This window comes from Yersinia aldovae 670-83, assembly GCF_000834395.1.
In the GTDB taxonomy this organism is placed as follows: Bacteria; Pseudomonadota; Gammaproteobacteria; order Enterobacterales; family Enterobacteriaceae; genus Yersinia; species Yersinia aldovae.
In genome coordinates, this window is the sequence record NZ_CP009781.1 from 3,498,889 (window position 1) to 3,513,346 (window position 14,458).

Below are 14,458 nucleotides of genomic sequence, written 5' to 3' on the forward strand. Positions count from 1 at the left end.
ATGATTGATTATCAGGGTAAAAAAGTGGTCATCATCGGGCTGGGGCTAACCGGCCTTTCCTGCGTTGATTTCTTCATCGCGCGAGGCGTAACGCCGCGAGTGATGGATACCCGAATCAATCCGCCGGGCCTGGATAAATTGCCTGAAAATGTCGAGCGCCATGTCGGTGACTTGAATCAGCAGTGGTTATTGGATGCGGATTTGATTGTTGCCAGCCCCGGTATTGCGTTGGCACATCCTGCTTTGAGTGAAGCCGCTGAAGGCGGTGTTGAGATTGTCGGCGATATTGAGCTGTTCTGTCGTGAAAATCAGGCACCGGTGGTCGCGATTACCGGCTCTAATGGCAAGAGCACCGTCACCACACTGGTGGGTGAGATGGCAAAAGCGGCGGGTTGGCAGGTGGGGGTTGGCGGCAACATTGGTGTTCCGGCTCTGAGCTTACTGAAACAGTTGACCTTGCAAAAACACGAAAACCAATTGGTGGTGTTGGAATTATCCAGCTTCCAGTTGGAAACCACCTCAAGCCTGCGTGCCAGTGCGGCCACCCTACTGAACGTGACGGAAGATCACACTGACCGTTATCCGTTCGGTTTGCAGCAATATCGCGCCGCTAAGCTGCGGGTGTATGAAAACGCTAAAGTGTGTGTGGTGAATGCCGATGACGCGCTCACTATGCCAGTGCGTGGTGCAGATAACCGCTGTATTAGCTTTGGCGTGGATGTCGGTGATTATCACCTGAATAAGCAGCAGGGAGAGATCTGGCTGCGGGTTCGTGGTGAGAAAGTGCTCAATACGCGGGAAATGAAATTAACCGGGCGGCATAACTATACTAATGCGCTGGCCGCACTGGCATTGGCTGATGCGGTGGGTATTCCGCGCTCATCAAGTTTGAAAGCATTGACCACCTTTACAGGCTTACCGCACCGTTTCCAATTGGTGTTTGAACACAACGGCGTGCGTTGGATTAATGATTCCAAAGCCACCAACGTGGGCAGCACAGAAGCGGCTCTGGATGGCTTACAGGTTGATGGCACTTTGCATTTGTTGCTGGGCGGCGACGGGAAATCGGCAGATTTCTCCGGGTTGACCCGCTTTTTGCAAGGCGACCATATCAAGATTTACTGTTTTGGTCGCGATGGCGAGCAACTGGCTGAATTGCGCCCGGAAGTGTCTCAACTGACTGAGACGATGGAACAGGCCATGATATTGCTGTCGAAGAGTCTGACTCCGGGCGATATGGTGTTGCTGTCACCGGCTTGCGCCAGCCTGGATCAGTTCCGCAGTTTCGAGCAACGTGGTGATGAGTTCGCTCGTCTGGCAGAGGAGTTAGGCTGATGCGAATGCCGGGGCTGGGGCTGTTTAATAGCGTAAGACATTATGTGATGGGATCGCGCGAAAGCGATACCACCAGCATGGTGCTTTACGACAGAACCTTGTTGTGGCTGACCTTCGGTTTGGCAATTATCGGTTTTGTGATGGTGACATCGGCATCAATGCCCATCGGTCAGCGTCTGGCCAGTGACCCTTTCCTGTTCGCTAAACGTGATGCGCTGTATCTGCTTCTGGCATTGGGTTTGTCACTGGTAACACTGCGTATCCCGATGGCCGTCTGGCAGCGCTATAGTAACATTATGTTATTGATTTCCATTGTAATGTTGCTGGTGGTGTTGGTGGTGGGTAGCTCAGTCAACGGGGCATCCCGCTGGATTTCACTCGGGCCGCTGCGTATTCAGCCCGCCGAACTGTCCAAGTTGTCGCTGTTTTGTTATTTGGCTAGCTACTTGGTGCGCAAGGTGGAAGAAGTGCGCAGTAACTTCTGGGGTTTTTGTAAACCGATGGGGGTGATGGTCATTCTGGCGGTGTTACTGCTGGCACAGCCCGATTTAGGTACGGTGGTGGTGTTGTTTATCACCACGCTGGCGATGCTGTTTCTGGCGGGTGCCAAAATGTGGCAGTTTTTAGCCATTATCGGCTCTGGTGTATTTGCGGTTTGCTTGCTGATTGTCGCCGAACCCTACCGTATGCGCCGTGTGACCTCCTTCTGGAATCCGTGGGCTGATCCGTTTGGCAGCGGTTATCAGTTAACCCAATCGTTGATGGCTTTTGGCCGCGGCGAATTCTGGGGGCAGGGGTTGGGGAATTCAGTACAAAAACTGGAGTATTTACCTGAAGCACATACTGACTTTATTTTCTCGATTTTAGGCGAGGAACTCGGGTATTTCGGTGTGGTTTTGGCACTGTTAATGGTATTCTTCGTCGCTTTTCGTGCGATGTCCATCGGGCGTCGTGCATTAGAGATAGATCAGCGATTTTCTGGCTTTTTGGCCTGCTCAATCGGCGTCTGGTTCAGCTTTCAGGCACTGGTTAACGTTGGGGCTGCCGCTGGGATGTTGCCGACCAAAGGTTTGACCTTGCCGCTGATCAGTTACGGTGGTTCGAGCCTGATTATTATGTCAACGGCGATAGTGCTGCTGTTACGTATTGATTTTGAAACACGTTTGGCAAAAGCCCAGGCGTTTGTAAGGAGTGCCCGATGAGTGGCAAGACCAAGCGTTTAATGGTGATGGCGGGTGGCACTGGGGGGCATGTCTTCCCCGGTTTGGCCGTGGCACATCATCTGATGGCGCAAGGCTGGCAGGTGCGTTGGTTAGGCACCGCTGACCGAATGGAAGCGTCATTGGTACCTCAACATGGCATTGAAATTGATTTCATCCAGATTTCTGGTTTGCGCGGCAAAGGGTTGATGGCCCAACTGATGGCACCAGTGCGAATCTATCGCGCGGTGCGTCAGGCCAAGAAAATTATGCGTGATTATCAGCCGGATGTGGTGCTAGGAATGGGCGGTTATGTTTCTGGCCCCGGTGGTCTGGCGGCATGGTTGTGCGGCATTCCGGTGGTGCTGCATGAGCAAAATGGGATTGCGGGTTTGACTAACCGCTGGCTGGCCAGAATCGCGAAAAAGGTTTTACAGGCATTTCCCGGTGCATTCCCTAATGCCGATGTGGTGGGCAATCCGGTTCGCACTGATGTACTCGCGCTGCCATTGCCCACGGAGCGTTTGGCGGGCCGTGAAGGGCCGATTCGGGTGTTGGTTATCGGTGGTAGTCAGGGCGCACGAGTGCTGAATCAGACCATGCCGCAGGTTGCCGCACAACTGGGTGAACGAATCACCCTGTGGCATCAGGTGGGTAAAGGCGCATTGCCGGATGTATTAAAGGCTTACCAACAAGCGGGGCAGGGCGATGATAAGCATCAGGTGACTGAGTTTATCGACGACATGGCTGCGGCTTATGGCTGGGCAGATGTGGTGGTTTGTCGCTCTGGTGCGCTAACAGTCAGCGAAGTTGCCGCCGCAGGCTTACCGGCAATCTTTGTACCGTTCCAGCACAAAGACCGGCAGCAATATTGGAATGCATTGCCACTGGAAAAAGCCGGTGCGGCCAAAATTATCGAGCAGCCTCAGTTTAACGCCGAGGCGGTCACCGGCCTGCTGGCACAGTGGGATCGCACCACATTATTAGCGATGGCAGAGCGAGCACGCTCGGTCGCCATCCCAGATGCGACTGAGCGTGTAGCCGCCGAAGTGGTCGCTGCCAGTAAGTGATAGTAAAACATAGATAATGAACAGCGGGTGGTTAGGTTAATACGCGCTGTGAATATGTAACAGACAAAAAAGTGAAGAAAAACGTGAATACACAACAACTGGCGAAACTACGTACTATCGTGCCCGAGATGCATCGCGTCCGGCACATTCACTTTGTTGGCATCGGTGGTGCTGGCATGGGTGGTATCGCTGAAGTGTTGGCAAACGAAGGCTATCAGATTAGCGGTTCAGATTTGGCACCTAATCCAGTCACTCAGCATTTGACTTCATTGGGCGCACAGATTTATTTCCATCACCGGCCAGAAAACGTGTTGGATGCCAGTGTAGTGGTGGTTTCAACAGCAATTTCTGCGGATAACCCAGAGATTGTGGCCGCTCGCGAGGCGCGTATTCCGGTGATCCGCCGCGCTGAAATGTTGGCTGAATTGATGCGTTTTCGTCATGGAATTGCGGTTGCCGGTACACACGGTAAAACCACCACCACAGCGATGGTTTCCAGCATTTATGCCGAAGCCGGTTTGGACCCAACATTTGTGAATGGCGGTTTAGTGAAAGCGGCGGGCACCCATGCCCGGTTAGGTTCCAGTCGTTATTTGATTGCAGAAGCCGATGAGAGTGATGCGTCATTCCTGCATTTACAGCCGATGGTGGCCATTGTCACCAATATCGAACCTGACCATATGGACACTTATCAGGGCGATTTTGAGAATTTAAAACAGACATTTATTAACTTTTTGCACAACTTGCCCTTCTATGGCCGTGCCGTGATGTGTATCGACGATCCGGTGGTGCGCGAGCTGTTGCCACGGGTTGGCCGCCATATCACCACATATGGCTTTAGTGATGATGCCGATGTACAGATCGCCAGCTATCGGCAAGAAGGCCCACAGGGGCACTTCACACTGAAACGCCTGGATAAGCCGTTGATGACCGTGACCTTGAATGCGCCGGGCCGTCATAACGCGCTGAATGCCGCGGCGGCAGTGGCTGTCGCGAGCGAAGAAGGCATTGAAGACGATGATATTCTGCGCGCGCTGGCTGGGTTCCAGGGCACTGGCCGCCGCTTTGACTTTCTTGGTAACTTCCCGCTGGCACCGGTCAACGGCAAAGAAGGCAGTGCCATGCTGGTGGATGACTATGGTCACCACCCGACAGAAGTGGATGCCACCATTAAAGCAGCCCGTGCTGGCTGGCCGGATAAACGTATTGTGATGGTTTTCCAACCGCACCGTTATACCCGAACCCGTGATTTGTACGACGACTTTGCTAATGTTTTGTCGCAAGTTGATGTTTTACTGATGTTAGATGTGTACGCCGCTGGCGAGCCGCCGATCCCAGGTGCTGATAGCCGCTCGTTGTGCCGTACCATCCGTAATCGTGGCAAGTTGGACCCTATCTTGGTGTCAGACAGTGATACTGTGCCAGAGGTATTGGCGCAACTGCTAAATGGCGATGATCTGATTCTGGTTCAGGGCGCAGGTAACATTGGTAAGATTGCCCGTAAATTGGCTGAGCTTAAATTGCAGCCACAGACAAAAAACGAGGAACATCATGGCTGATAAAGTTGCGGTATTGCTGGGTGGAACCTCTGCTGAACGTGAAGTGTCATTGCTATCAGGTCAGGCGGTGTTAGCGGGCTTGAGAGACGGCGGTGTTGATGCTTATGGCATTGATACCAAAGATTTTCCGGTGACTCAGCTAAAAGAGCAAGGCTTTAGTAAGGTGTTTATCGCTCTGCATGGACGCGGCGGTGAAGACGGTACGCTGCAAGGGGTGTTGGAGTTCCTGCAACTGCCTTATACCGGCAGCGGTGTGATGGCTTCAGCGCTGACAATGGACAAATTACGCACCAAATTGGTGTGGCAAGCCTCCGGTTTGCCAATTTCGCCTTATGTCGCGCTAAATCGTCAACAGTTTGCAACACTTTCGCCAGAGGCATTGGCGGCGGCGGTCGCTAAGCTTGGTTTGCCATTAATTGTGAAACCAAGCCGTGAAGGTTCCAGCGTCGGTATGAGCAAGGTCGATAAGATGAGCGACTTGCATGATGCACTGGTTGAAGCTTTCCGCCATGACAGCGATGTGTTGATCGAAAAATGGTTGAGTGGGCCGGAGTTTACCGTCGCGATCGTCGGTGATGACGTTTTACCGTCTATCCGCATTCAGGCCCCTGGCGTGTTTTATGATTATGAAGCCAAGTATCTTTCGGATAAAACTCAATATTTTTGTCCGAGTGGCTTAAGTAGCGAATTGGAACAACAGTTGGCAACGTTGGCATTACAAGCTTATCAGGCACTAGATTGCAGTGGCTGGGGCCGGGTTGACGTTATGCAAGACAGCGACGGCAGTTTCTACCTGCTTGAAGTGAACACGTCACCGGGTATGACCAGCCACAGTTTGGTGCCGATGGCTGCCCGCCAGTCTGGGTTGAGTTTCTCCCAGTTGGTGGCGCGAATTCTGACGTTGGCTGACTGATATGTCGCAAGCTGCCCTGAATGCGCGTGAACGTGCGGCTGAAAACAGCGCCGCCCGGCGCAGTAACGGAGGCCAACTGGCGGGGTTGATATTCCTGCTGATGGTTCTCGGAACAATATTATGGGGTGGTTGGGTGGTGGTGGGGTGGATGAAAGACGCCAGCCGCCTGCCACTGTCGAAACTGGTGGTAACCGGTGAACGCCATTACACCACCAATGATGATATTCGCCAGGCGATTTTGTCATTGGGCGCACCGGGTACTTTTATGACGCAGGATGTCAATATCATCCAGCAGCAGATTGAACGGTTACCGTGGATTCAGCAGGCCAGCGTGCGTAAACAGTGGCCGGATGAGCTGAAAATTCATCTGGTGGAGTATGTGCCTTTTGCCCGCTGGAATGATTTGCATATGGTGGATGAGCAGGGGCGCTCGTTTAGTGTGCCGTCTGAGCGAATCGGTAAACAGAAACTGCCACTACTGTATGGCCCTGAAGGCAGTGAACAGGATGTTCTGGAAGGCTACCGGGCAATAAACAAAGTGTTAGCGGCCAATAAGTATCAGCTAAAAATGGTGGCAATGAGTGCCAGACATTCTTGGCAGTTGGCCTTAGATAATGATGTTCGGCTGGAGCTGGGACGGGATGACCGGATGGGGCGTTTGCAACGTTTCATCGAGTTATATCCGCTGTTGCAACAGCAGCCAGATAAACGGGTCAGTTATATTGACTTGCGATATGAGACAGGGGCTGCGATAGGTTGGGCTCCGGTATTTATCGGCAGTCAGGGTGGTGAGCCACCCGTAAATGGCCAGCAGAACAGTAATCCGCAACAGAATCAGGCACAGGCTAAACAACAATGATCAAGTCGACGGACAGAAAACTGGTAGTAGGTCTTGAGATCGGCACGGCAAAGGTCTCCGCATTGGTAGGGGAAGTTCTGCCCGATGGCATGGTCAATATTATTGGGGTCGGCAGTTGCCCATCCCGTGGCATGGATAAGGGTGGGGTTAACGATCTTGAATCGGTAGTGAAATGCGTACAACGCGCTATCGATCAGGCTGAGTTAATGGCGGATTGCCAAATTTCATCTGTTTATCTGGCACTATCGGGTAAACATATCAGTTGTCAGAATGAAATAGGGATGGTTCCTATTTCAGAAGAGGAAGTAACACAGGAAGATGTAGAGAACGTAGTGCATACCGCGAAGTCGGTACGTGTGCGTGATGAACATCGTATCCTGCATGTTATTCCGCAGGAATATGCCATTGATTATCAAGAAGGCATCAAAAACCCTGTGGGACTGTCGGGTGTGCGGATGCAAGCCAAAGTACACCTGATTACCTGCCATAACGATATGGCGAAGAATATTGTTAAAGCGGTGGAGCGTTGTGGTCTGAAAGTGGACCAACTGATTTTCGCCGGTTTAGCCGCAAGTTATGCCGTATTGACCGAAGATGAACGTGAGCTGGGTGTCTGTGTGGTCGACATCGGCGGCGGTACCATGGATATGGCGGTTTATACCGGTGGGGCGTTGCGCCACACCAAAGTTATCCCTTACGCCGGGAACGTGGTCACCAGCGATATTGCGTATGCCTTCGGCACACCGCCTACAGATGCGGAAGCGATTAAAGTTCGACACGGCTGTGCGCTCGGGTCGATAGTCAGCAAGGACGAAAGTGTAGAAGTGCCAAGTGTTGGCGGACGCCCTCCCCGTAGTCTGCAAAGACAGACGCTCGCTGAGGTTATAGAACCACGCTACACCGAACTGCTGAATTTAGTTAATGACGAGATTTTACAATTGCAGGAGCAATTACGTCAGCAAGGCGTGAAGCACCATCTGGCAGCCGGTATCGTGCTGACAGGCGGAGCGGCACAGATTGATGGATTGGCGGAATGCGCACAACGGGTATTTCATGCCCAGGTTCGTATCGGTCAACCGCTCAATATCACCGGGCTGACGGATTATGCGCAGGAACCTTATTACTCCACTGCTGTTGGGTTGTTGCACTACGGTAAAGAATCTCACCTCAGTGGTGAGTCAGAAGTGGAAAAACGTGTCTCAGTGGGCAATTGGTTTAAACGTATCAATAGCTGGCTGAGAAAAGAGTTTTAATGTTTAAACAAAGAGATCATGCTGAACATATTTTTTGATCTCGAAGCGACAGGCACAAAACGGAGAGAAACTATGTTTGAACCTATGGAACTAACCAATGACGCGGTGATTAAAGTCATCGGCGTCGGTGGTGGCGGTGGTAATGCCGTCGAACACATGGTGCGCGAGCGCATCGAAGGTGTTGAATTCTTCGCCGTTAATACAGACGCTCAGGCGCTACGTAAAACGGCTGTTGGCCAAACCATCCAGATTGGTAGCGGTATTACCAAAGGTTTGGGTGCTGGCGCGAACCCGGAAGTGGGTCGCAATTCAGCTGAAGAAGACCGTGAAGCTCTGCGTGCAGCCCTTGAAGGCGCAGACATGGTCTTCATCGCCGCAGGCATGGGCGGTGGTACCGGTACGGGTGCTGCTCCTGTGGTTGCTGAAGTGGCAAAAGAACTGGGTATTCTGACAGTTGCTGTGGTTACTAAGCCTTTCAATTTTGAAGGCAAGAAACGCATGGCATTCGCTGAGCAGGGTATTGCTGAACTGTCCAAGCATGTGGACTCACTGATCACTATTCCGAACGATAAGTTGTTAAAAGTTCTGGGTCGTGGCATCTCTTTACTGGATGCATTCGGTGCAGCTAACGACGTATTAAAAGGCGCTGTTCAGGGTATCGCCGAGTTGATTACCCGCCCAGGCCTGATGAACGTCGACTTTGCTGACGTGCGCACTGTCATGTCCGAAATGGGTTATGCCATGATGGGCTCAGGTGTGGCTTGCGGTGAAGATCGTGCTGAAGAAGCCGCAGAAATGGCGATTTCCAGCCCGTTGCTGGAAGATATCGACCTGTCTGGCGCTCGCGGCGTGTTGGTCAACATCACTGCCGGTTTCGATTTGCGTTTGGATGAATTCGAAACCGTGGGTAATACCATCCGTGCATTCGCGTCCGACAATGCGACCGTGGTTATCGGTACATCGTTAGACCCGGAAATGAACGACGAACTGCGCGTAACTGTGGTTGCAACCGGTATCGGCATGGATAAACGCCCTGAAATTACGCTGGTTACCAACAAGCAGACACAGCCTGTTATGGACCACCGTTACCAGCAGCATGGCATGTCACCTTTACCTCAGGAAGTTAAACCTGCGGCTAAAGTGGTCAATGATCCAACTGCTCAAACCAATAAAGAGCCCGATTATTTGGATATTCCGGCATTTTTGCGTAAGCAAGCCGATTAATTTCCGAAAATATTGGAATCTCCGCTCTTTGTGCTAAACTGTCCCGCCGATCTTATTATAAGCTAGGTCGGTAGGATGGATAACATTGCGAGATAAAACGATGATCAAACAAAGGACATTAAAACGTATTGTTCAGGCGACTGGCGTCGGTTTGCACACCGGTAAGAAAGTCACACTGACAATGCGACCCGCGCCGGCTAATACCGGGGTCATCTATCGTCGCACTGACTTGAATCCACCGGTTGATTTCCCGGCAGATGCAAAATCCGTGCGTGATACCATGCTCTGTACTTGCCTGGTCAATGAGCATGACGTGCGTATTTCTACTGTTGAGCATCTCAACGCTGCGCTGGCAGGGTTAGGGATTGATAACATTATTATTGAAGTTAACGCTCCCGAAGTGCCGATCATGGACGGTAGTGCCAGTCCATTCGTGTACTTGCTGTTAGATGCGGGTATCGAAGAGTTAAACTCGGCGAAGAAATTCCTGCGTCTGAAAGAGACTGTGCGGGTTGAAGACGGTGATAAATGGGCTGAATTGTCTCCATTCAATGGATTCCGTTTAGATTTCACCATTGATTTTAATCACCCGGCGATTGACGCCAGTACGCAGCGCTACCGTTTAGATTTCTCGGCCGATTCATTCGTCCGTCAAATCAGCCGTGCGCGTACATTTGGTTTCATGCGTGATATCGAATATTTACAGTCCCGTGGTTTGTGCCTGGGCGGTAGTTTCGATTGTGCCATCGTGGTAGATGATTACCGCGTATTAAACGAAGATGGTCTGCGCTTCGAAGATGAGTTTGTTCGTCACAAAATGCTGGACGCCATTGGCGACCTGTTTATGTGTGGCCATAATATTATTGGCGCATTTACTGCGTTCAAATCGGGTCATGCCTTGAATAACAAGCTGTTGCAGGCAGTTCTTGCCAAGCAAGAAGCCTGGGAATTTGTGACGTTCCAAGACGAAGCCGAAATGCCACTGGCATTTAAAGCTCCGTCTACAGTATTAGCTTACTAAACTTATTTATCACTTTTGGTTGTGCTGGCACTCTCTCCGGCCAGCGCAGCCAATCGTTCCAATATTGTCCTCAGTTTTTCAGGGCTACGGCTCGCTAATCCTCTTAATTCCTTAGCGCTTTCCAAACTTAAATGACGCACGGGTGCTGATTTCTCAGTATTTCCCGATGATTTTGCGGCATCTTGTGTCATGTTATGACCGCTGGACATTAACGACGGATTAATCCTGATGTCGATTGAAGACAATGATGGTAGAATTTGCGCTCGTAGTGCTGAGAGCAACGCAGGCTGTTCATAACGTAAGCGCATTAACCAGCTTGCGTTTGCAGTCTCCAGCACCAAAACACTCTGTCGATAGTTTGCGACACGGCACCACGGCTGCAACTGTGAAGGGAGCAATCCTTTTACCGCACGGTTAAGTTTTAACAGTGCAGTAGCACGTTGTTGTACGTTATGCAGCGGTCCATTTTCTGCTGCAATCGCATCATCGAACAGAATATCTAATAATTGTGGGCGGCTTTCACGCATTGACAAGGCTCCGGCGGATTTTAAACTCGTGATCGGTATTCTAAATCGTTGGCGACAATTTGGCAGACGTTATTTCTGGCCGCATCTCCTGTTGGGGATGGTAGCGGCGAGTCTTGGCGTGCCATCAAACCTGTCTGGCGTTCCTGATCAAGCCGCAATACCGAACACATCATCAAGCCAAAGCCGTCAGAATCACGGTGCGACAAACTTTAGTAGTTTGGCATTACTGCATGATATGCATCGTCGCCCTTCATTCAGCGTAGATTACTGGCAACAGCATGCACTGCGCACGGTTATTCGTCACCTCTCTTTTGCTCTGGCACCTCAAGCGGCTTATGCGCGAGTACAGGAAGTCGCAGCAGATGAGCAGGCCCAGCCATCACAAATTCAGCAACTTGCCTTGCTGGATACACTGAACGCGCTACTGACACATGAATTTAAGCCACCCACAATAATTCGTTATACCGAACAGGTTAAACGCCCGGTTCTTTCGTTATATAAACCGGGACTTTGGCTTGCACAAGTACAAGGTATTCGTGCCGGGCCTGCCAATTTAAGCTAATGACTCTTCTTAATTTATCCCAATTTTATACAACCTTTGGCCGCCGGTTTGGTGGTTTTGTAAGAGATATAAAGAATTATGCTAATTAAATTATTAACCAAAGTTTTTGGCAGCCGTAACGACCGTACTCTGCGCCGTATGCGTAAAGTGGTTGATCTGATCAGCCGTATGGAACCGGAAATCGAAAAACTGACCGACGCCGAATTGCGTGCCAAAACGGATGAATTCCGTGAGCGCCTAGCGAAGGGCGAAGTGCTGGAAAATCTGATCCCTGAAGCTTTTGCCGTGGTACGTGAATCAAGTAAACGTGTGTTCGGTATGCGTCACTTCGATGTACAGCTGCTCGGCGGTATGGTACTGAACGAACGTTGCATCGCAGAAATGCGTACCGGTGAAGGTAAAACATTGACGGCAACGCTGCCAGCTTACCTGAATGCGCTGAGTGGCCGTGGTGTTCATGTGGTTACGGTCAACGACTATTTGGCTCAACGTGACGCTGAAAATAACCGTCCATTATTCGAGTTTTTGGGCCTGAGTGTCGGTATCAACTTGCCAAATATGGCCGCTCCAGCGAAGCGTGCAGCTTATGCTGCGGATATCACTTACGGTACTAACAACGAATTTGGTTTTGACTATCTGCGCGATAACATGGCGTTCAGCCCAGAAGAACGTGTGCAGCGCAAACTGCATTACGCACTGGTGGATGAGGTTGACTCCATCTTGATCGATGAAGCCCGTACTCCACTGATCATTTCAGGCCCAGCGGAAGACAGTTCCGAAATGTATATTCGGGTTAACAAGCTGATTCCAAAACTGATTCGTCAGGAAAAAGAAGATTCAGATAGCTTTCAGGGTGAAGGCCACTTCTCCGTTGATGAGAAATCGCGTCAGGTGCATTTGACCGAACGCGGTTTGATCAAAATCGAAGAAATGCTGGTCGAAGCGGGCATCATGGAAGAAGGCGAGTCCTTGTACTCTCCGGCTAACATTATGCTGATGCATCACGTCACCGCAGCTCTGCGTGCGCACGTACTGTTCACCCGCGATGTTGATTATATTGTCAAAGACGGCGAAGTGATCATCGTTGACGAACATACCGGGCGTACCATGCAAGGTCGCCGCTGGTCAGATGGTTTGCACCAGGCAGTTGAAGCCAAAGAAGGCGTAGAAATTCAGAACGAAAACCAGACGCTGGCTTCTATCACTTTCCAGAATTACTTCCGTCTTTATGAAAAACTGGCGGGTATGACCGGTACAGCAGATACCGAAGCATTCGAATTTAGCTCCATTTATAAGCTCGATACCATTGTGGTGCCAACCAACCGCCCTATGATCCGTAAGGACCTGGCTGATTTGGTCTATATGACCGAACAGGAAAAGATTGGCGCAATTATCGAAGATATCCGTGAGCGTACTGCCAATGGCCAGCCGGTGTTGGTGGGGACTATCTCGATTGAGAAATCAGAAGTGGTATCTGCTGAATTAACGAAAGCGGGTATTGAACACAAAGTTCTGAACGCCAAATTCCATGCTATGGAAGCTGAAATCGTTTCCCAGGCAGGGCAACCGGGGGCGGTCACTATCGCCACCAACATGGCGGGTCGCGGTACTGACATTGTGTTGGGTGGTAGCTGGCAGAGTGAGATTGCCTTACTGGAAGACCCAACTGAAGACCAAATTGCGGCCATTAAAGCCGCGTGGCAGATTCGTCATGATGCGGTATTAGCATCAGGTGGTCTGCACATTATCGGTACTGAGCGCCATGAATCACGTCGTATCGATAACCAGTTGCGTGGTCGTGCTGGCCGTCAGGGTGATGCGGGTTCTTCACGCTTCTACCTGTCAATGGAAGATGCCTTAATGCGTATTTTTGCCTCTGACCGTGTGTCTGGCATGATGCGTAAATTGGGGATGAAACCCGGCGAAGCCATTGAGCATCCTTGGGTTACCAAGGCGATTGCCAACGCACAGCGTAAAGTTGAAAGCCGTAACTTCGATATTCGTAAGCAATTGCTGGAATATGATGATGTGGCCAGTGACCAACGTCGCGCCATCTACAGCCAGCGTAACGAATTGCTGGATGTGGCCGATGTTAGCGAAACCATTAACAGCATCCGTGAAGATGTATTCAAAACGGTTATCGATAGCTACATTCCAACCCAGTCTCTGGAAGAAATGTGGGATATTGAAGGCTTGGAGCAGCGTCTGAAAAATGATTTCGACCTGGACATGCCTATTGCTCAATGGCTGGAAGATGAACCACAACTGCACGAAGAAACTTTACGTGAACGCATTCTTCAACTGGCGATTGCTGATTATCAGCGTAAAGAAGAAGTGGTTGGTTTTGACATGATGCGTAGCTTCGAAAAAGGTGTGATGTTACAAACACTTGATTCGTTGTGGAAAGAGCATTTGGCGGCAATGGATTACCTGCGTCAGGGCATCCATTTACGTGGTTATGCGCAAAAAGATCCTAAACAGGAATATAAGCGTGAATCCTTCGCGATGTTTGCTGCCATGTTGGAATCACTGAAATATGAAGTGATCAGCGTGCTGAGTAAAGTACAGGTGCGGATGCCAGAAGAAGTGGAAGCACTGGAAGTACAGCGCCGTGAAGAAGCGGAACGTTTGGCTAAACAGCAGCAACTAAGCCATGAGTCTGATAATAGTGCGTTGATGTCTCAAGAAGAAGCTAGTGTTGCAGCCAGTCTGGAGCGCAAAGTTGGGCGTAACGACCCGTGCCCATGTGGTTCAGGCAAGAAATTCAAACAGTGTCACGGCCGCCTACAGTAATATTTTAGGTAACCGTTAATACTGATAATGAGGGCGGCTTAAAAACCGCCCTTTATTTTGACTTTTTTGCCACCTACTTAGGGTTTAGGGGGTAACTTGGGGGATGGCGCAAGCCTGCATTTATACCCAGATCAGGAGAAAAG

At 50.7% G+C, this 14,458-nt stretch carries 12 protein-coding genes; 11 read left to right on the top strand and 1 reads right to left on the bottom strand.

All coding sequences use genetic code 11. The annotated features are described in order from the left end of the window. From murD to lpxC, 9 genes are all read left to right on the top strand, one after another. The gene (gene murD, locus AT01_RS15760; RefSeq protein ID WP_042547810.1) at nucleotides 1-1,335 is read left to right on the top strand and encodes a UDP-N-acetylmuramoyl-L-alanine--D-glutamate ligase; all 1,335 of its coding nucleotides are present in this window, start codon (nucleotides 1-3) and stop codon (nucleotides 1,333-1,335) included. Next, nucleotides 1,335-2,537 carry a cell division protein FtsW gene (gene ftsW, locus AT01_RS15765; RefSeq protein ID WP_042547811.1) on the top strand — a complete coding sequence of 401 codons (1,203 nt, stop codon included), beginning with the start codon at nucleotides 1,335-1,337 and terminating at the stop codon, nucleotides 2,535-2,537. The genes murD and ftsW overlap by 1 nt, the downstream gene beginning before the upstream one ends. Then, nucleotides 2,534-3,604: an undecaprenyldiphospho-muramoylpentapeptide beta-N-acetylglucosaminyltransferase gene (murG, locus tag AT01_RS15770; protein WP_042547812.1), complete on the top strand. Its 1,071-nt coding sequence runs from the start codon at nucleotides 2,534-2,536 to the stop codon at nucleotides 3,602-3,604. Before ftsW ends, murG begins: the two co-directional genes overlap by 4 nt. 83 nt (nucleotides 3,605-3,687) lie before the next feature. Then, entirely contained in the window at nucleotides 3,688-5,163 is a 1,476-nt protein-coding gene (gene murC / locus AT01_RS15775; RefSeq protein WP_042547813.1) for a UDP-N-acetylmuramate--L-alanine ligase, read from the top strand. Further along, on the top strand, nucleotides 5,156-6,076 hold the full coding sequence (locus AT01_RS15780; RefSeq protein ID WP_042547814.1) for a D-alanine--D-alanine ligase: 921 nt from the start codon (nucleotides 5,156-5,158) through the stop codon (nucleotides 6,074-6,076). The genes murC and AT01_RS15780 overlap by 8 nt, the downstream gene beginning before the upstream one ends. 1 nt (nucleotide 6,077) lies before the next feature. Then, nucleotides 6,078-6,935, top strand: a complete 858-nt coding sequence (ftsQ, locus tag AT01_RS15785; protein ID WP_042547815.1) for a cell division protein FtsQ — start codon at nucleotides 6,078-6,080, stop codon at nucleotides 6,933-6,935. Continuing rightward, nucleotides 6,932-8,188: a cell division protein FtsA gene (ftsA, locus tag AT01_RS15790; RefSeq protein ID WP_042547816.1), complete on the top strand. Its 1,257-nt coding sequence runs from the start codon at nucleotides 6,932-6,934 to the stop codon at nucleotides 8,186-8,188. Before ftsQ ends, ftsA begins: the two co-directional genes overlap by 4 nt. 72 nt (nucleotides 8,189-8,260) lie before the next feature. Beyond that, complete coding sequence (gene ftsZ / locus AT01_RS15795) at nucleotides 8,261-9,412, top strand: cell division protein FtsZ (protein ID WP_004389003.1); 1,152 nt, start codon at nucleotides 8,261-8,263, stop codon at nucleotides 9,410-9,412. A 100-nt stretch (nucleotides 9,413-9,512) separates the two neighbouring features. After that, a complete protein-coding gene (gene lpxC, locus AT01_RS15800; protein ID WP_004705427.1) occupies nucleotides 9,513-10,433 on the top strand; it encodes a UDP-3-O-acyl-N-acetylglucosamine deacetylase in 921 nt (306 codons plus the stop codon). 2 nt (nucleotides 10,434-10,435) lie between these two features. Here lpxC and AT01_RS15805 read toward each other — a convergent pair whose 3' ends face one another. Beyond that, nucleotides 10,436-10,960 carry a DUF721 domain-containing protein gene (locus AT01_RS15805; RefSeq protein WP_004705424.1) on the bottom strand — a complete coding sequence of 175 codons (525 nt, stop codon included), beginning with the start codon at nucleotides 10,958-10,960 and terminating at the stop codon, nucleotides 10,436-10,438. A 28-nt stretch (nucleotides 10,961-10,988) separates the two neighbouring features. On the opposite strand from AT01_RS15805, the gene secM reads away from it, so the two are divergent. Together secM and secA are read left to right on the top strand one after the other, a co-directional pair. Further along, nucleotides 10,989-11,522, top strand: coding sequence for a secA translation cis-regulator SecM (gene secM, locus AT01_RS15810; protein ID WP_042547817.1), 534 nt, complete (start codon nucleotides 10,989-10,991; stop codon nucleotides 11,520-11,522). Nucleotides 11,523-11,600: 78 nt separating this feature from the next. Continuing rightward, on the top strand, nucleotides 11,601-14,315 hold the full coding sequence (gene secA / locus AT01_RS15815; protein ID WP_042547818.1) for a preprotein translocase subunit SecA: 2,715 nt from the start codon (nucleotides 11,601-11,603) through the stop codon (nucleotides 14,313-14,315). The last annotated feature ends 143 nt before the right edge of the window (nucleotides 14,316-14,458 follow it).

Excerpts from the sequence above, each read along its gene's own strand:
- ftsA (WP_042547816.1), top strand. The coding sequence starts at position 6,932 with ATGATCAAGTCGACGGACAGAAAACTGGTAGTAGGTCTTGAGATCGGC.
- AT01_RS15780 (WP_042547814.1), top strand. The coding sequence starts at position 5,156 with ATGGCTGATAAAGTTGCGGTATTGCTGGGTGGAACCTCTGCTGAACGT.
- ftsW (WP_042547811.1), top strand. The coding sequence starts at position 1,335 with ATGCGAATGCCGGGGCTGGGGCTGTTTAATAGCGTAAGACATTATGTG.
- murD (WP_042547810.1), top strand. The coding sequence starts at position 1 with ATGATTGATTATCAGGGTAAAAAAGTGGTCATCATCGGGCTGGGGCTA.
- ftsZ (WP_004389003.1), top strand. The coding sequence starts at position 8,261 with ATGTTTGAACCTATGGAACTAACCAATGACGCGGTGATTAAAGTCATC.
- AT01_RS15805 (WP_004705424.1), bottom strand. The coding sequence starts at position 10,960 with ATGCGTGAAAGCCGCCCACAATTATTAGATATTCTGTTCGATGATGCG.
- ftsQ (WP_042547815.1), top strand. The coding sequence starts at position 6,078 with ATGTCGCAAGCTGCCCTGAATGCGCGTGAACGTGCGGCTGAAAACAGC.
- lpxC (WP_004705427.1), top strand. The coding sequence starts at position 9,513 with ATGATCAAACAAAGGACATTAAAACGTATTGTTCAGGCGACTGGCGTC.
- secA (WP_042547818.1), top strand. The coding sequence starts at position 11,601 with ATGCTAATTAAATTATTAACCAAAGTTTTTGGCAGCCGTAACGACCGT.
- murG (WP_042547812.1), top strand. The coding sequence starts at position 2,534 with ATGAGTGGCAAGACCAAGCGTTTAATGGTGATGGCGGGTGGCACTGGG.